Source organism: Gracilibacillus caseinilyticus (assembly GCF_022919115.1).
Taxonomy (GTDB): Bacteria; Bacillota; Bacilli; order Bacillales; family Amphibacillaceae; genus Gracilibacillus; species Gracilibacillus caseinilyticus.
In genome coordinates this window covers 2978996-2996140 of record NZ_CP095072.1, presented here as the reverse complement: position 1 = coordinate 2996140, position 17145 = coordinate 2978996, and the positions used below count along the sequence as shown (strand labels likewise).

Sequence of the window (17145 nt, the reverse complement as noted above, 5' to 3'; positions counted from 1 at the left end):
ATCTTTTTTTGTTTCGTTGTGTTAAAGAAGGCTGCATCTTGTTAAAAAATGCAGCCTTGTTGTTTATCCTCTTAATTCTGCCTGGTGTTCTGTTGCTACTGCGTCTAATATTGCCTGGTACGATGCTTCTACTTCGTCATCTGTTAATGTACGCTCCGGATCTTGATAGAACAGGCTGAAAGCGATCGACTTCTTACCATCTGGCAAGTGCTCACCCTGGTAGACATCGAATACTTGAATGTGCTGAACCAGAGCTCCACCGGCTTGTGCAATTGTTGCCTCTACAGCGCCTGCCGCAACATGTTGATCCACCACAAGTGCAATATCTCTCGTTACGCTTGGGAAACGTGGAATCTTAGCAAAACTTGGTTCATTCTGATAGCTCGCTAAAATATAATCCATGTCGACATCAAAAACAAACGTTTCTTTGAGATCATAATCTTTTTGCAATTGTGGATGTAATTGACCAACAAAGCCGACAGAACGGTCACCTACGAACAGTTGAGCAGTACGACCTGGATGCATGCCTTCCAATTTCGCCTGTGTAAAGGTCACTTCTGTATTCAATGACCCAAATAACGCCTCTAAGATACCTTTTACAACAAAGAAATCGACTGCTTTTTTCTCTTGCTGCCATGGCTGCAAGGTCCACTCACCGGTTAACGCACCTGCTAAGCGTAATTTTTCCTCTGGTTGTGTCGTCACTTGCTCTTCTTCAGAAAGAAAGATACTTCCTAGCTCATAATAAGCGATATTTGACTGCTTTCGAGCTAAATTATAGGAAACAGATGCTAGCATCTCTGGTAATATACTGAGACGTAATGTACTGTGTTCCTCACTCATCGGCATGGACAACGAAACAGCAGAGACCATTTTCTCTGCGACTTCTGGACTTACTAATTCCGTTGCTCTTGTCCCGCTGGTTAAGGAATAAGTGACAGTTTCTGATAAACCTGCCCCTTCCAAAAAGCGTTTAATGTGACGTTTTAACGCTTGGTATTCTGTTAAACCGCCAGCTTGTTCTCCAGCTGGTAATGTAAATGGCAGATTATCATAGCCATAAATACGTGCCACTTCTTCGAGCATATCTTCGAAAATAACAATATCCTGACGTCGTGTTGGTGCGTAAACCGTGAATGTTTCATCATCTTGTTCATATTTAAAGTGTAGCTTACGCAAGATATCGGCAATGTCTTCATTAGAAATAGCAGTACCAAGACGATCATTAATAACAGAGGACCAGATCGTTACTGTTTTTTCCGTATAATCTAATGCATCGTAAGCTGCGATACCAGTCAAAATTTGAGCACCTGCATATTTTTCTAATAGCTGGCAGGCACGCTCACCGGCAAGACGAACACGATTCGGATCGACACCTTTTTCAAATCTCGTACTTGCTTCACTTCTTAAATCAAAATCTTTCGATGCTTTGCGAACTGTTGGACCTGCGAAGTAAGCAGCTTCTAGTAACACTGTCGTCGTTTCTTCAGATACTTCTGAGTCAGCTCCACCCATAACACCAGCTAATGCTACTGGGACTTCTCCATTCGTGATCACAAGATGTTCATTCGTTAATGTGCGTTCCTGATCATCCAACGTTACAAATTTCTCCCCTTCTTCTGCCATTCTTACGACTACTTCGTTGGATCCGAATTTATCGTAATCAAAAGCGTGAAGCGGCTGTCCGTATTCCAGTAACACATAATTCGTAATATCTACAACATTGTTAATCGGTCGAATTCCTGCTGCCATCAAACAATTTCGCATCCAAAGTGGTGACGGTCCGATTTTTACATCTTTTGCAACAAACGCTCCATAATAAGGATTCTGCTCAGTTGCTTCTACTTTTACAGTTACAGCGTCTGCTACATTTTTTTCAATTGTGTGATAATTCGTATGTGGTAATCGGATCGGTACATCTAATATAGCTGCAACTTCATATGCAACGCCTAACATGCTTAAGGCATCCGATCTGTTCGGTGTTAATCCTAATTCCATAATAACATCATCTAAATTAAGCAATGACGTTACATCTGTACCAACTTCCGCATCTTCTGGAAATACGAAAATACCAGTTGAGAACTCTTTCGGTACATACTTTTCTTCCACACCCAATTCTTGCATGGAGCAGATCATACCATTAGATTCTACACCACGTAATTTAGCCTTTTTGATTTTGAAATTTCCAGGCAGTACGGCACCTGGTTTGGCTACAGCTACTTTTTGGCCTGCTGCAATATTCGGTGCGCCACAGATAATTTGCAACGTTTCATCGCCTACATTCACTTGGCATAAATTCAGTTTATCTGCATTCGGATGCTTTTCACAGCTCTCCACATAACCAACAACAACGTTCTTTGCTGGTATTGCAAAATTTTCCAATCCTTCTACTTCTATCCCTGATTTCGTAATTCGTTCCGCTAAATCTTCGTAGTTTAACTGATCTATATCGACATAATTTTTTAACCAATTTAATGATACTAACATGCTTTCTCGTCCTCCTTATGCTTGATGGTACTGTTTCAAGAATCGAATGTCGTTCGTATAGAAATGGCGAATATCATCGACACCATATTTCAGCATCGCAATTCGTTCTGGGCCCATTCCGAAGGCAAATCCGCTATACTCTTTTGGATCATAACCAGCCATTTCTAATACACGTGGGTGTACCATACCAGCACCTAAAATTTCAATCCAACCTGTTTTTTTACATACGCTGCAGCCATCCCCATGACAAACCTTACACGAAATGTCCATCTCTACCGACGGTTCTGTAAAAGGGAAGAAGCTTGGACGTAAGCGGATTTCACGATCTGAACCGAACATCTGTTTAGCAAAGCGGTCTAATACCCCTTTTAAATCGCTCATACGCACATTACGATCAACATACAATCCTTCGATTTGAGTGAACTGGTGTGAATGCGTTGCGTCATCTGTATCACGACGGTACACTTTACCAGGACAAATCATTTTCACCGGACGTTCGCCCTTAATCATATTCATCGTACGTGCCTGCACTGGTGATGTGTGCGTTCGCAGTAAGATGTCTTCTGTAATATAGAAAGAATCCTGCATATCTCGAGCCGGGTGACCCTTTGGTAAGTTTAATGCTTCGAAATTGTAGTAATCTGTTTCTACTTCAGGACCTTCACGCACTTCAAATCCCATACCGATAAAAAGGTCTTCAATTTCTTCAACTATACTAGTTAACAAATGCTTGCCACCAGTTGGTACAGGGCGTCCAGGCAAGGACACATCAATGGTTTCATCTGCTAATTGTTTTTCTAACTCTTCTGCTTCCATTGCTGCTTTCTTTTTGTCTAGTGAGGTTGCGATATTGCCTCGTACAGTGTTAGCTAACTCACCAATGACAGGTCTTTCTTCTTTTGATAACTTACCCATGCCTCTTAACACTTCTGTAATGGGTCCTTTTTTCCCTAAATAGGCAACACGTACATCTTGCAATGCTTGCAGTGATGTTGCTTCATCTACTTTTTGTAATGCTTCTTGTTCCAATGCTTGCAATTGTTCTTTCATGTTTGGAACCTCCTTTTTGATTTCAAAAACAATAAAAAAAGCCTCATCCCTATAAAAGGGACGAGACTGTATGTATCGCGGTACCACCCTTGTTGATACAGCAAAATGAGCTATATCCACCTCAGTAATCAGATAACGGTTTTCCCGGAACACCTTTACTTGCATCAGGCAAGGTCCAAGTGTCAGCTCCAGAGTGAAATTTCAATATGTACTCGCTAGAAACACTCTCAGTCTACGGTGCTTCTTCCCTGCCAACGATTCATGACATATTTACTGACTCTTTCATCGCCTTTTATAATTGTTTTTACTTAATATAGTATAAGCAAGCTTGTAGCGGGATGCAAGTCCTTGTTCTCTTTTCCCGAAAAAATTTAAACTTTTTTTGCTGTTGCATACATAAGAACTGCTGCAGCGATACTGACATTCAATGACTCCGCTTTTCCATATATCGGGATTTTTACATTTTGATCAGCTTGCGCCATTATTTCAGCAGCAACACCTTCTCCTTCGTTGCCGACAATAATAGCTAGTTTATCAGGGATAGCTAAATCATGATAATAGTCGGCATTGCTTAACCCGGTAGACCACACCGTTATACCATGTTGCTTCAGTTCATTCATGGTATCGTTCAAATTAGCTTGATAAATCTCCATATGAAAAAGTGAACCTTGTGTGGCGCGGATCACCTTGTCATTGTATAAATCAGCGGTTCCTTCTCCAAGAATAACTGTGTCAAATCCTGCAGCATCTGCTGTTCGAATCATTGTCCCAACATTTCCAGGATCCTGTACTCTGTCAATAAGGAGTGCTCGTGATATATTAGCATTACTCCCTTCTTTTTTGTGGATAACAGCCAATACTCCTTGGGGATTCTTTGTCTCCGTTATTGCCATCATGACATTGTCTGTCACCTCATGTAACGGGAAGTGTTTCCAACCACCTTCTACGTCCGAACCTGTTTGGTAAATAATTTCTTCTATGTTCCATTCACTTTTCATTGCTTCCTCGATTAAATGATACCCTTCAATGAGAAATTTCCCTTCACTATCTCGTTCTTTTTTCTTTTTTAATTTGCGCCAGCTTTTTACTTTTTCATTTTTCACAGATGTTAACATGTCTACTTCATTCCTCTTCTTTAATTGCTTCTATCATACATATTATGACACATTAAGGTCAAACTAAAATGAAATAATGACAGAAGATGGGGTGAAAAAATGGATTTAAATTTGCGTAAAGCAATTATTTCCAATGTCACTGGAAATAATGCCAATCAATTAGAAGCTACAATCGTCGACGCCATCCAAAGTGGTGAAGAAAAAATGTTACCTGGTCTTGGTGTTTTGTTTGAATTATATTGGCAAAATGCAGATGAACAAGAAAAAACAGAAGTCTTACAAGCTTTAGAAGAAGCAGTTAGCCAAAAATAAGAAGAAAACGTCGCAGCTCAATTAGAACTGCGACGTTTTTTAATTAATACCAAGAAATTGTTAGAACTGCCTGTCATACAAATGATGAAAAGGCTGGATAACCTCCTAAAAAATCGATTGCTTTTTCCAATGATTAAAGGTATAGTAAACATAGTTATATCTTACTAAAAGGGATGTTCAAAAAGTCCAGGAAAAATCATTGTGAACTTCTGCGTTCGCTTACTTCTCCGTTCTTTGCGCTTTTTGTCCTCCTTGTTGAACACGCACTAAAAGGGAGATTATATCATTGAACGTTCAATCATTCTATCCACTCATGCAGATGCAGGCAATGTCTACGATAACCGGTGCAGGAAATAGTACTTCTTCCTCATCCGATTTCGCACAGCTCCTGCAAACTGTTATGAATAATTCCGTACAAGCCTATACGACCAACAATCAGCTTCCGGCTGAACAATTTTTAAATGCTACTGCTACAAGTCAATCAATTCGTGATGTGTTAGCTGGCAATGTACAGACCAGCATATCAACGGATCAATCGAATCAAGATATACAATCGATCATTGAACAAGCTGCTGCTACGTATAATGTCGATGCAAAATTGATCGATGCAGTAGTCCAAACCGAATCAAACTATAATACGGATGCTGTTAGCCAGGCAGGTGCGCAAGGATTAATGCAATTGATGCCAGGTACCGCAAGTGGTTTAGGTGTTACAAATGCATTTAATCCCACGGAAAATATTTTTGGCGGCACGCAATATTTAAAAGAAATGCTGGATCGTTATGATGGCAACAAATCACTGGCACTAGCTGCTTACAATGCCGGTCCCGGGAATGTTGATAAGTACCAAGGAATACCACCTTTCTCTGAAACACAAGCATATGTCAAAAAAGTTCTTGGGAGTTACTTAGCATAACGGAAAACTTGTAAGACCCTGGGGTAACAGAATGTAGTCAAATGAGAAGCCGAACATAACATGAAGTCTTATCAAACAAGATTCATGCTATGTTCGGCTTTACTCTTACATTGTATGTATACATCTTATATAATCGTGAAAAATGAACGTGATGATCAGCTATGAGTTCATCTTGACATACAGTTCCACTTTACATAATCCGTATTACAATAACACAGCCTTCACCTTGAGCGTGGTCTCTGCAATTTGCTTGATGGTTTCTCTATGCACGAAAAAGGGATAGGCGAAGCAGCTTCCCCTATCCTTTCCTTTTGCCACACCGATTAAGAAAATGTAATGGAATCGACAGTACTTCTATCTAATTTTTTAATAACTTCCACAATCAGTTTCACTGCATTTTCAAAATCATCCTGATGCAGAATCGCTGCATGTGTATGAATGTAGCGCGTTGCAACTGTAATGGACAATGCTGGTACACCATTAGCTGTTACATGGATAGAACCGGAATCCGTTCCTCCACCGGCCATGGTTGAATACTGATACGGAATATTATTCTTTTCAGCCGTATCTACCACAAAATCACGCAATCCTTTATGAGAAACCATTGAGGCATCATATAAAATGATCTGTGGGCCATCCCCGATCTTGCTGTCTGCTTCTTTGTCAGATACACCTGGTGTATCACCCGCGATACCAACATCAACAGCAAAACCGATATCCGGTTCTATTGCATTTGCAGATGTTTTCGCACCACGTAAGCCTACTTCTTCCTGGACAGTCGCAACGCCATAGACGCGGTTAGGATGTTGTTCTTCTTTCAGCTGACGCAATACCTCGATAGCGATTGCACAACCAATGCGATTATCCCAAGCTTTTGCCAACAATAATTTTTCATTTTTCATTTGCGTAAATTCGAAATATGGCACAACTGAATCACCTGGTTTTACACCAAATTCCTGTGCTTCTTCTCTGCTGGATGCACCAATATCAATAAACATATCTTTGATTTCGACTGGTTTTTTCCGTGCTTCTGCAGATAAAATATGCGGTGGTTTTGAACCAATGATACCTGTGACGTCACCTGTTTTTGTTAAAATCGTTACGCGCTGTGCAAGCATTACCTGGCTCCACCAGCCGCCAACTGTTTGGAAATAAATAAATCCTTTATCATCGATGCGTGTCACCATGAAACCAACTTCATCAAGGTGACCTGCTACCATTATCTTCGGTCCATTGGCATCCCCATTCTTTTCAGCAATGAGACTGCCAAGATGATCAGTATACACCTTATCCGCATATGGACTGATCCATTTTTTCATCACTTCACGGGCTTCTTTCTCATCTCCCGGTACCGATCTTGCATCCGTTAATTCCTGCAACATTTGTAATTGTTCATTCGCTGACATCTTAACATCCTCCTCAGATTAATAGCCTTGATTTTGACGCTCAAAGTTCACTTTATTCTTGTCCATATAAGCACCTTTTATATCTTCTGCAGTAAAACCTAATGCTTCTCCAAGCGTTATATATGTATTAAATACCTGATGATATACCTTGATAGAAGGTGTATCTTTGAGCGTTGAAATAGCATGATATACTTCTAAAAACAATGCCGGCAGTTCAAGGGCTTGTCCTTCTGGTTTGTGCTCATATTGTTCCAGACCGAGTTCCAAACCTAAAGATAAAATGAAATGAATACCATCTACATATTCCTCTAAGATGACTTCTTTATCACTGGGCGGTTTGACACTCCAATACTTAAAGCATCTTGTTTCATTCGCTAACTCACCAACTTCAACAAGTAGTGCTAAAATTTTTTTATCGAATACATTTTCGTTTTTCAAATCATGTTGTGATAAAATGTAGTTATCTAACTGTTGCTGCATATCAAAAAGTGTCTGCCAATTCATTTTATTCTCCCTTTTACATTTGGATTCACTATCATTATAGCATGATTCCATTATTTTTTTGAAACCAAAGCTACTTACATACGTAATACTACTAAGAAGTCTTCTAAGTTAGGAGTTGGACATGATGATCGTCATTTTATTTCGCTTGTTAGTTATTATCGCAATGATTGTACTCATTTATACAGCATACCAATATCTCGTAAATCCAAAGCGCAAGCTGGAAGTTGCAGAGGAGAAAAAAGAATTCTATTTTCTCGATTTCAATGATAATATAAAGAAAAACTTTTTCATTACGTATAAAGGCTTTTTATTCGAAGGGGAAAAATATCTCGGAGCAACAGAAGATGCTTTCGAAGTCATCAACATTATAATGCATACCAAAAGTCCTGAAAAATTAAAAGGATTTGAGCGTAAGGATATTTATTTTCTTGAAGAAGAAATTCTGATTCGATACCCTCACGCTGAGATCGAGTGGAAATATCCGATTAATAAACTGCAACTGAAATAAACAATGTCACGAGACTGGCTTTTCTTGAAAAAATGTATGCCATTTAATAATTACTTGCTTTTTCCGCACGAAATAAGCAAGTATTAAGATGGTACTGACTAACGGTATCGCATAGTATACGGATATTTCCTGTATCGTTCTTCCTAATGTTGTATAAAAAATGGCAACAGGAATCACAGTAAATAAGGTTGTGCGCAAATAAGACGTAAAACTGACTGATTTCTGATAAATACAAAATGACATTAAATGAAAATGAATAAATGGCAACATGCGTAACAGCATGATTTGCACGGTATTCAGGGAAAGCTGATCTCCCAGCAGTCGTTTCTCTAATTTTTTGCAACGTGCTTCTAACGCAGGTAAAAAATGAATGATCATATAAAAAATCACGCTCGAAATCACTAAACCAATAATGGAATAAACAGTACCTGCCCACAAGCCGAACAAGAGACCACCTGTTATACATAAGAGCAATACCGGAATGAACAATAACGGTCGTAAGATATGCATCATGATAAACAGTACCGGTGCAACAAATGCATAACTTTCCATTACCTTTAATTGGCTAATCATTTCGATTGGTATCATGATCATCAGCTCCTTCATTGAAGTATATGACAAGAGACGAGCTGTTATGACATCAGCGTTGCGTAACGATGAGTAACATAGCGATCTGGAGTATAATGATCATTGGCAAGCCAATTACGAAGGTGCGGTGCTGTGTTTTATGTCGAAACATATACATGCCAACCGTTGCCCCACAGGCCCCTCCCACAATCGCTAGTAACCAGATTCTCTTCTCCGGAATCCTCCATTTTTGTTTTCGGGCCTTCTGTTTGTCCAACCACATCGTAAAAAATGCCACGAGGTTGATAATAAGTAAATAAATATACAATCCGTACTCTCCCCCTTCAATTAAAATACTAACCAGGCTGCCATCCTCTCATGATTTGTAAAAGTATATGTTTATTCACTTTGAAATAATTTAGTTCAACGTAGTAAGTTTCCGAACCTTTGTCACGCAACATCGTTTAAAAACAAGTGCTACTCAAGTTCTTTATTACTACTATCTCATGTAAATCCGCTGTTCTCATTATTCGCACGTGAATAATTCGTACATGTAACAAAAAACGGATAGCTCTTATTCAGAACTATCCGTCATTCGTTGCAACTTATTTTAAAGCAGCTTTTGCTTGATCTGCTAATTGAGCAAATGCTTTTTCATCGTTGATTGCTAGGTCTGCTAGCATTTTACGGTTTACTTCAACACCTGCAAGTTTTAATCCGTGCATGAAACGGCTGTAAGAAAGGTCATTCAAACGTGCTGCAGCGTTAATACGAGAAATCCAAAGTTTACGGAAATCACGTTTTTTCTGACGACGGTCACGGTAAGCATACTGACCTGATTTCATTACTTGTTGTTTTGCTGTTTTAAACAATGAATGCTTAGCACCATAATAACCTTTAGCTAACTTTAATATACGTTTACGACGTTTACGTGTAACTGTTCCACCTTTAACACGTGCCATAATAATTCCCTCCTAAAATCGATCAAATCTGTTGTAATTTTAATGTCTGTTCGTACTCTAACTTATTTTGGTAACATTTGTTTGATGCGCTTGTAATCCCCTGCTGATACAAGAGCTGATTTACGCAATTTGCGTTTTTGCTTTTGAGATTTGTTAGCAAATAAGTGACTAGTATATGCGTGAGAACGTTTTACCTTCCCACTACCTGTTTTTCTCATTCTTTTAGCAGTTCCGCTGTGTGATTTCATTTTTGGCATTGTAACTCTTCCTCCTTGAAACTAGAATCTATTTAACAGTCGCATTCTTAGCGCGTTATTATTTTTCGTTTACAGGCGCAAGCATCAAGAACATACTGCGGCCTTCCATTTTGGGTTTTTGTTCAACCGTAGAAAGGTCTTTGCATTCTTCTGCCATACGTTCTAATACTTTCTGACCTAATTCTTTATGGGTAATCGCACGTCCACGGAAGCGAATAGAGACTTTAACTTTGTCTCCTTTAGATAAGAATTTACGTGCATTACGAAGCTTCGTGTTAAAGTCATGCTCTTCAATACCAGGGCTAAGACGTACTTCTTTAACGTTAATGACTTTTTGTTTCTTACGAGCTTCTTTTTCTTTCTTCTGTTGCTCGAAACGGTATTTACCGTAATCCATGATCCGGCATACCGGTGGTTTTGCTTTTGGCGCAACCAATACTAGATCTAGATTTCTTGTTTGAGCAATGTCTAGCGCTTCTTGACGAGATTTAACTCCTAATTGATCCCCATTTGAATCAATGAGACGCACCTCACGTGCCCGAATACTCTCATTGACGTTCATATCTTTGCTAATAATCAGCCACCTCCGAAATATAATCAAAGCGTAATGAAACATGATCATTGACAAGTTAAAGATTTTCATAAAAAAAGTGTCGGTACACATACGGCACCCACACATCCTGTTATTTCATTACAATAAAGTCGGATATATACCTGTCAACTACAACGTTGTGTCAATCAGGTGAGAAGCGGGTGCTTCTACTTGTCTCTTCTGATCATATTTAATTTACCTAAACTATATTAGCATCCATTGAAAGGTTTGTCAACAATTCATTAATTTTTTATGCATTGCACATGGAAGAAGTGCTTTGGATATTGAATCAACCAGAACATTCACATTCATTAAAAATGACGGCATCTTTATATCATCTTCACAAATAAGAAACCAGCCTTAACCTAGGCCGGTACTGACTAACATAAAGTTCATAATTCCTCCTATAATCCGGATTATGTTAACTAGAACTATATGACAATGTGGTAATTTTGAGGTTTTTATAGTGGGTAACAACGCTTAAGAAAAGTTCTACAACGTATGGAACAGTTAAAAGCAGTGGTTCTAAACATTCAATTAATTCTATTATTTATGGACAATTAGGATTGCGCTCAAAATCCTAATTCATATAAAAGTTGTAGAGTACCTACCCCAGCGTAGGCCAACCACTTAGACTCCCGCGGGACATGCAGGTGCTGAAGATCCACTTTGTAAAGCGGTCTTCTTTACAAAGTTAGCTTCAGCCGTGCCCGCAGGACGCGAAGTGGTTGGCCGGAGCGGTCTGCCAGTACATGAACAATTTCAAAATTACCACTAAGCAGCTAGTTAACATAATCCGATTATCAGAACTAATACTTTTTATTTTTGTTCTGGAGTTAGATTCCATTCTGCCACTCGCATTATTTTTTCATTATAATTAAAAATGCATCTTCCACATGAGAAGATGCATTTTTGTTTATTTCTTACGCAACGTTTTTTGCTGGATCTCATCGAGAATCAGTGATTTGAAGGCGTCAAGTTTTAATGTTTCGGAGTCTTGTTCGCCATAGCGTCTTACGTTTACTGCGCCTGCTTCTACTTCCTTATCACCTACGATTAGGGCGAATGGAATTTTAGCAGTTTGAGCCTCGCGGATCTTGTAGCCGATTTTTTCATCGCGTTCGTCTACTTCAACACGAACACCTGCGAATCGTAATTCTTCTTCTACTTTTTTCGCATAGTCGGCATGTGCATCCGCTGATACAGGAATAATTCTTACTTGATTTGGCGCAAGCCACGTAGGGAATGCTCCTTTGTACTCTTCGATCAAGAAGGCAACAAATCGTTCCATTGTGGACACGACACCACGGTGAATAACTACCGGGCGATGTTCTTTACCATCTTCGCCTATATATGTCAGGTCAAAACGCTCCGGTAAATGAAAATCTAATTGAACAGTCGATAATGTTTCATCTTTACCTAGAGCTGTTTTTACTTGCACATCAAGCTTCGGTCCATAGAAAGCTGCCTCGCCTTCTGCTTCTACATACTCTAGATTCATTTCTTCCATTGTTTCTTTTAACAAGGACTGGGCTTTTTCCCACATTTCATCGTTATCAATATATTTCTCTGTATCTGCCGGATCACGATAAGACAGACGGAAGTAATAATCATCGATGCCAAAGTCCTTATATACATTTTTGACAAGTTCAACGACACGGATAAATTCATCTTTCAATTGGTCAGGACGCGCAAAGATATGGGCATCATTTAGCGTCATTGCTCTCACACGCTGAAGACCAGCAAGTGCCCCGGACATTTCGTGACGATGCATCGTGCCTAATTCTGCAATTCGAACAGGCAGATTACGGTAACTGTGCAGCTCATTTTTGTACACCATCATATGGTGTGGACAGTTCATCGGACGTAAGATAAGTTCTTCATTATCCATTTCCATCGGAGGGAAAATATCATCTTGATAATGATCCCAGTGCCCACTTGTCTGATATAGTTCTTTACTGCCCAAGATCGGGGTATATACATGGTTGTATCCCAATCTTTCCTCTAAATCGACAATGTAACGTTCAATCGTACGACGGATCGTTGCGCCGTTCGGCAACCATAACGGCAAACCTTGGCCAACTTTTTGAGAAATAGTGAAAATGCCTAATTCTTTTCCTAATTTACGGTGGTCGCGTTCTTTCGCTTCTTCACGCATACGCATATAGTCTTCAAGCTGGCTCTGCTTTTCGAAAGCAGTCCCATAAATACGCTGAAGCATTTTGTTATTGCTGTCTCCTCGCCAGTATGCACCTGAAATACTTAACAGCTTGAATACTTTCAGCTTACTTGTCTGGGGTACATGAACACCACGACATAAGTCAAAGAATTCTCCTTGTTCATATAACGTGACAGTTTCCCCTTCCGGAATTGCTTCTAACAATTCTAACTTTAAATCGTCGCCAATTTCTTCATAAATGGCTTTTGCTTCTTCTCTCGTAACTTCTTTGCGTACTATTTCCAGATTTTTATCCACGATACGTTTCATTTCTTTTTCAATACGTGGTAAATCCTCTGGTGTAATCGATTCTTCCATGTCGATATCATAATAGAAGCCATCTTCTATTGTTGGTCCGACACCTAATTTCACATTGCTGTACAGGCGCTTAATAGCTTGTGCCATCAAATGCGCTGTCGAATGTCTGGTAATTTCTACGCCATCGTCTGATTTGATTGTCACGATTTCAATAGCGCCATCTGATGCGAGTGGTGTACGCAAATCATAAAACGTGTCATCTAACTTAATGGCTAATGCTTGTTTTTTTAACCCTGGCGAAATAGACGCTGCTATGTCTTCACCTGTTGTTCCTTTGTCAAAAGATTTGACATTTCCATCTGGAAACGTAATGTGAATCTGATCCAATGGTAACACGCTCCTTTTTCCTCTGTTGCTCGGCTTATGACGACAAACAAAAAACGCCCATCCCCCTACAAAAAGTAAAGGGACGAGCGTTAGTACCCGTGGTTCCACCCAAATTCCTGCAAATACTTGCAGACGCTTGATAAATCGATAACGATGATTAGTCGCTGCTAATTAGTAGCTATGCGTTCCTCAGCAGTGCTCAGAGGTGGTAACAGTTTGCGGTCATACAGAAAACTTTCAGCCAAGGTTTTCTTCTCTAATCAAGTAAGCCTTTCAAACAGTCTTGTCCTCGTCAAAGCCATTAATACTATTATGCGCTAATTATAACGATTGCTGGAGAAAAAATCAAGACTCTTTTTCCTCAGCCGATAAAAAAGGAAAGTATTCCACTGGATAAAACGTATACCGCTCCTGAAAAATGGTCATTATTGTATGAGTTCTTGATTCGAATTGGTCGTCACCATAAAAGTAAACATGATTCGGAGCTAGCATGATTAATGGGGATACATCCCATTCTTCTTGCTCAAGTCCAAAAATAAATAACGGAAAACGAGTTTTTAATTCAGTAAATTCTTCGATCGTGTATTGCTCACCGTTTTCTTTATGAATAAGAAAATGCTCCCCCTGCAACACATGTACGACATCCACTTCCGGTGTTTTTCGTTTGATGAACTCGCGTATGGAATGAATGAAATCCTGGTATTCTTCTTCTCTTTTGAATTCATCGATCGCCATCCCCACCATATCCGTTAATAGATCAATGTAATGATGGAGCCTGAAATGAATAATGGAATCAACTTGTACAAAACTTGAATCAATTTGCATCGTAAAGATCGTAGTCAGTGTATCACGGAGTTCGTGCTGATGGATCCTGTCTTCATAAACGGATTCATCTTTCTCAAGCAAGGATCTGGCAATCGCAGTAATACGCTCGATTTCTTCCTGACTCGAGAAATAGTATTTTTTTCTTAATATATGTTGAATCATTGCTGTCTCACGACACTGAATAAATATCCTGCTTAATAATGGTGCTAAATGCCTCTTCGCATCATCCAAAACCATTTCCTGCTGCAGCGAAAGTTGAATTTGATTTTTTTTAGTCCGTTTACGGTTTGCCTTCCAAATGTTTTCTTGCTTAGCAAGCTGATAGAACACTTCTGCTTCACTGTCTTGTTCAAAGTATACTTCTAACACATATCATCACCCTCATCACCATCGAACTGATATATTATATGGGTGAAGATGAAAAAAAATAACCTCTGTCTTATGATTAGACAGAAGTCATGTTTATTCACTCGATCGAAACCGATCCGTTAACTCGATCGGTTTACTAAGTTGTGTAATTCGCTCAATGATACGACCCGCTTTGATCGTTTCCACATCCCCGCGATTCGAAGTAGACAAATGGTACTCCAACTGTTCCAAATTGTAATTAGACGTAAAGAAAACAGGTAATTCTTCCATCATCCGATATTGCAGTATTGCCCCTAACACTTCGTCACGAAACCAAGGAGAGATTGATTCAGCACCTATGTCATCGAACATAAGCACTTGAGCGGTCTTAAATGATTCCAACTTCTGCTGGAATTGATTGTCACCAATGGATGCTTTCATTTCGCGAACAAATTCAGGCATATAAATAATATCAGACTTAACGTAATGCTTTTTCAGTTCATTGGCAACTACACCAAGAATATAGGACTTACCTGTACCAAACGGGCCATGTAAGTATATTCCTCTGTGATAGTCACCTTTGGAGAAGTGCTGGACAAATTCGATTATTTCTTTAATAATTTCCTTACGCTCGTAGGATGAAGCATCCATCTCTTCCAGTTTCGCCTGTTTGATTTGCTTTGGAATATATAAGCTTTGTACGAGTTCTTCTTTCTTCTGTTGCGCTTCCTGATCCAATTTATTGGGACATTTTTCATAGCGGAGTGACATGTCGTTATTGTCTATATCCAAATGCGGTGTATAACCTTTTATAATATTTTTACACCCTTCGACATTGGGACAATCTGCGCAATTCTTGGAAGCTTGCTGGTATTCATACAGTTTCATCAAATGGCGGTTCATATCCTGTTCATCCAATTCAACATGATCACGCAAAATTGCCTGAATGTCCGGGTCATTAATTACACTTTCCCGTTGTTGTGTAAATTGTTGTTTCATTCGTTTATTTTCATTCATCCATTTTTTCATAGCGGACTGGATTGGCTCCATGACGATCACCCTTATTCTTCATTCGCCTGCTGGGCCAAATAATCTGCCAGCATTGCGTCTGCTTCTTTTGCTTTTTGTTCTTTTTCCTGCGATGTTTCTTGTCGTTTTGGTTTCTGTTGTTGTTTTTGCTGTTTGTACCAATCTGGAACGATATCCTTCTTTGTAGATTTGTTCTGGTATCGCTGGTTTGACTTGCCGTTCGTTGTCCATTGTTGATATTTCTTATTTTCGGACTTTGCAAGTGTCATCGCCTGTCTCACTGTTTTGACATTCTTTCGTGACCAGTGACTGGCAATTTTTTCAAGATAACTCTTGGTTAATTTCATGTCTGTCTTCAGCAGGACATAATGAATCAAGACATTCATTACGCCTGGGTTTAAGCCTTGATTAGTCATCACATCACTGACAATCTTCAAATCTTGCTGTGACGCTTGATTACCATCAGCAAGATCTTCTAATAATTCCCTTGGTGAGATATGCTCTAACATATCGATAAACTGCTCCTCTTTTGATTTACCAGCATTGTCATTAGGGGTAGCAGCAATTTTCTGTTTGTCAGATGCTACTTGTGTCGGGACTGTTTTATCTGTTGCACGAATTAAATCCATACAAGCTTGTTTAAATTCTTCGATTTGCATTTCATTTTGCTCATTAATCGACCATATCAACGCTTTTTCAACATCTTGATTATGCATATCATACGCTGCATACATCTGATTAATAATTTTCCGAGCATTCGGTGTCAAGATTTGATCAACAGGCAACATTCGTTGCTTTAAAATTTGCTCCAGCCATTGAAAGTCGACTTGTTCTCGTATTGGAATATCCGGCTGTTGCTCCTCCGCTTGCAAGGACGCTGGCATCTGATGTTGTTCGGCCAGATGAAACACTTCCTCAAAAGTTGCTGTTGTTTCTTTTCTCGCAGCCGTTTTTTCATCGGTTTTCACAAAATTACGCTTAATTTTTTTATATTTCTCACTACCTAACTGGTGATATAACAAGTGACTTAAAAAATCATTAGAGAAGAAGCGGCTTGGTGATTGTGGAGGCTGTAACACATATTGATAGACAACTTGTTCTTCATGCTCCCGCTCAAACGTCTGCAATAGCCCAATCGCTTCAAGCTTTCTTCTTGCTCTATATATCCTGTCTAATGGTAAGCCGATAAAATTCATTAACATGTGATGGGTTTGATAGCCGGCATCAAATGTCGATTCGGTATACAAAGTCTGATACAACGATAAAGCATCTATACCGATTAACGGCTGATACAAATGGGTTAACGCGTTGGTATAGGAAAGCGGTAATTCCTGCGAAATATCGACTATATATAATTCTGATGGTAGTATTTTTCCAATATCGCCGAGTTGCATATACATAGCC

The 17145-nt window shown here is 39.3% G+C and carries 17 protein-coding genes and 3 other annotated features; of the genes, 3 read left to right on the top strand and 14 right to left on the bottom strand.

Annotated features, from left to right (window positions below):
• Positions 1 to 63: 63 nt before the first annotated feature.
• The 3 genes from pheT to MUN88_RS14045 form a co-directional block, all read right to left on the bottom strand.
• Positions 64 to 2487, bottom strand: coding sequence for a phenylalanine--tRNA ligase subunit beta (gene pheT / locus MUN88_RS14055; protein ID WP_244716106.1), 2424 nt, complete (start codon positions 2485 to 2487; stop codon positions 64 to 66).
• Positions 2488 to 2502: 15 nt separating this feature from the next.
• On the bottom strand, positions 2503 to 3537 hold the full coding sequence (gene pheS / locus MUN88_RS14050) for a phenylalanine--tRNA ligase subunit alpha (RefSeq protein WP_244716104.1): 1035 nt from the start codon (positions 3535 to 3537) through the stop codon (positions 2503 to 2505).
• 53 nt (positions 3538 to 3590) lie between these two features.
• Positions 3591 to 3832 (bottom strand) — a binding site (T-box leader).
• A 76-nt stretch (positions 3833 to 3908) separates the two neighbouring features.
• Positions 3909 to 4652, bottom strand: coding sequence for a TrmH family RNA methyltransferase (locus MUN88_RS14045; protein WP_244716102.1), 744 nt, complete (start codon positions 4650 to 4652; stop codon positions 3909 to 3911).
• A 99-nt stretch (positions 4653 to 4751) separates the two neighbouring features.
• Between MUN88_RS14045 and sspI the strand changes: the two genes are divergently transcribed.
• Positions 4752 to 4964, top strand: coding sequence for a small acid-soluble spore protein SspI (sspI, locus tag MUN88_RS14040; protein WP_244716100.1), 213 nt, complete (start codon positions 4752 to 4754; stop codon positions 4962 to 4964).
• A 286-nt stretch (positions 4965 to 5250) separates the two neighbouring features.
• A complete protein-coding gene (locus MUN88_RS14035; RefSeq protein ID WP_256463970.1) occupies positions 5251 to 5880 on the top strand; it encodes a lytic transglycosylase domain-containing protein in 630 nt (209 codons plus the stop codon).
• Positions 5881 to 6203: 323 nt separating this feature from the next.
• Here the strand turns inward: MUN88_RS14035 and MUN88_RS14030 are convergent, their stop codons facing one another.
• On the bottom strand, positions 6204 to 7286 hold the full coding sequence (locus MUN88_RS14030; RefSeq protein ID WP_244716098.1) for a M42 family metallopeptidase: 1083 nt from the start codon (positions 7284 to 7286) through the stop codon (positions 6204 to 6206).
• A gap of 18 nt (positions 7287 to 7304) precedes the next feature.
• Complete coding sequence (locus tag MUN88_RS14025; RefSeq protein ID WP_244716096.1) at positions 7305 to 7790, bottom strand: dUTP diphosphatase; 486 nt, start codon at positions 7788 to 7790, stop codon at positions 7305 to 7307.
• Positions 7791 to 7914: 124 nt separating this feature from the next.
• Here MUN88_RS14025 and MUN88_RS14020 point away from each other — a divergent pair, with 124 nt between their 5' ends.
• Positions 7915 to 8298, top strand: a complete 384-nt coding sequence (locus tag MUN88_RS14020; RefSeq protein ID WP_244724541.1) for a sigma-w pathway protein ysdB — start codon at positions 7915 to 7917, stop codon at positions 8296 to 8298.
• A 6-nt stretch (positions 8299 to 8304) separates the two neighbouring features.
• Here MUN88_RS14020 and MUN88_RS14015 read toward each other — a convergent pair whose 3' ends face one another.
• The 9 genes from MUN88_RS14015 to MUN88_RS13975 form a co-directional block, all read right to left on the bottom strand.
• On the bottom strand, positions 8305 to 8886 hold the full coding sequence (locus tag MUN88_RS14015; protein ID WP_244716094.1) for a TVP38/TMEM64 family protein: 582 nt from the start codon (positions 8884 to 8886) through the stop codon (positions 8305 to 8307).
• A 52-nt stretch (positions 8887 to 8938) separates the two neighbouring features.
• A complete protein-coding gene (locus MUN88_RS14010) occupies positions 8939 to 9148 on the bottom strand; it encodes a DUF1294 domain-containing protein (protein ID WP_244724539.1) in 210 nt (69 codons plus the stop codon).
• Between the two features lie 322 nt (positions 9149 to 9470).
• Complete coding sequence (gene rplT / locus MUN88_RS14005) at positions 9471 to 9827, bottom strand: 50S ribosomal protein L20 (protein WP_244716092.1); 357 nt, start codon at positions 9825 to 9827, stop codon at positions 9471 to 9473.
• Between the two features lie 62 nt (positions 9828 to 9889).
• A complete protein-coding gene (gene rpmI / locus MUN88_RS14000; RefSeq protein ID WP_244716090.1) occupies positions 9890 to 10084 on the bottom strand; it encodes a 50S ribosomal protein L35 in 195 nt (64 codons plus the stop codon).
• Between the two features lie 58 nt (positions 10085 to 10142).
• Positions 10143 to 10646 carry a translation initiation factor IF-3 gene (gene infC, locus MUN88_RS13995; RefSeq protein WP_244724537.1) on the bottom strand — a complete coding sequence of 168 codons (504 nt, stop codon included), beginning with the start codon at positions 10644 to 10646 and terminating at the stop codon, positions 10143 to 10145.
• Between the two features lie 76 nt (positions 10647 to 10722).
• Positions 10723 to 10855, bottom strand: a sequence feature (ribosomal protein L20 leader region).
• A gap of 737 nt (positions 10856 to 11592) precedes the next feature.
• Complete coding sequence (thrS, locus tag MUN88_RS13990; protein WP_244716088.1) at positions 11593 to 13539, bottom strand: threonine--tRNA ligase; 1947 nt, start codon at positions 13537 to 13539, stop codon at positions 11593 to 11595.
• A gap of 75 nt (positions 13540 to 13614) precedes the next feature.
• Positions 13615 to 13844: a binding site (T-box leader), on the bottom strand.
• A 40-nt stretch (positions 13845 to 13884) separates the two neighbouring features.
• Positions 13885 to 14733 (bottom strand): sporulation protein YtxC, encoded by an 849-nt coding sequence (gene ytxC / locus MUN88_RS13985; protein ID WP_244716086.1) that lies wholly within the window; start codon positions 14731 to 14733, stop codon positions 13885 to 13887.
• Positions 14734 to 14826: 93 nt separating this feature from the next.
• A complete protein-coding gene (gene dnaI / locus MUN88_RS13980; protein ID WP_244716084.1) occupies positions 14827 to 15762 on the bottom strand; it encodes a primosomal protein DnaI in 936 nt (311 codons plus the stop codon).
• A gap of 11 nt (positions 15763 to 15773) precedes the next feature.
• A complete protein-coding gene (locus MUN88_RS13975) occupies positions 15774 to 17135 on the bottom strand; it encodes a replication initiation and membrane attachment family protein (protein ID WP_244716082.1) in 1362 nt (453 codons plus the stop codon).
• Between the last annotated feature and the right edge of the window lie 10 nt (positions 17136 to 17145).

Excerpts from the sequence above, each read along its gene's own strand:
- pheT (WP_244716106.1), bottom strand. The coding sequence starts at position 2,487 with ATGTTAGTATCATTAAATTGGTTAAAAAATTATGTCGATATAGATCAG.
- pheS (WP_244716104.1), bottom strand. The coding sequence starts at position 3,537 with ATGAAAGAACAATTGCAAGCATTGGAACAAGAAGCATTACAAAAAGTA.
- MUN88_RS14045 (WP_244716102.1), bottom strand. The coding sequence starts at position 4,652 with ATGTTAACATCTGTGAAAAATGAAAAAGTAAAAAGCTGGCGCAAATTA.
- sspI (WP_244716100.1), top strand. The coding sequence starts at position 4,752 with ATGGATTTAAATTTGCGTAAAGCAATTATTTCCAATGTCACTGGAAAT.
- MUN88_RS14030 (WP_244716098.1), bottom strand. The coding sequence starts at position 7,286 with ATGTCAGCGAATGAACAATTACAAATGTTGCAGGAATTAACGGATGCA.
- MUN88_RS14025 (WP_244716096.1), bottom strand. The coding sequence starts at position 7,790 with ATGAATTGGCAGACACTTTTTGATATGCAGCAACAGTTAGATAACTAC.
- MUN88_RS14020 (WP_244724541.1), top strand. The coding sequence starts at position 7,915 with ATGATCGTCATTTTATTTCGCTTGTTAGTTATTATCGCAATGATTGTA.
- MUN88_RS14015 (WP_244716094.1), bottom strand. The coding sequence starts at position 8,886 with ATGATACCAATCGAAATGATTAGCCAATTAAAGGTAATGGAAAGTTAT.
- MUN88_RS14010 (WP_244724539.1), bottom strand. The coding sequence starts at position 9,148 with ATGTGGTTGGACAAACAGAAGGCCCGAAAACAAAAATGGAGGATTCCG.
- rplT (WP_244716092.1), bottom strand. The coding sequence starts at position 9,827 with ATGGCACGTGTTAAAGGTGGAACAGTTACACGTAAACGTCGTAAACGT.
- rpmI (WP_244716090.1), bottom strand. The coding sequence starts at position 10,084 with ATGCCAAAAATGAAATCACACAGCGGAACTGCTAAAAGAATGAGAAAA.
- infC (WP_244724537.1), bottom strand. The coding sequence starts at position 10,646 with ATGAACGTCAATGAGAGTATTCGGGCACGTGAGGTGCGTCTCATTGAT.
- dnaI (WP_244716084.1), bottom strand. The coding sequence starts at position 15,762 with ATGGAGCCAATCCAGTCCGCTATGAAAAAATGGATGAATGAAAATAAA.
- MUN88_RS13975 (WP_244716082.1), bottom strand. The coding sequence starts at position 17,135 with ATGCAACTCGGCGATATTGGAAAAATACTACCATCAGAATTATATATA.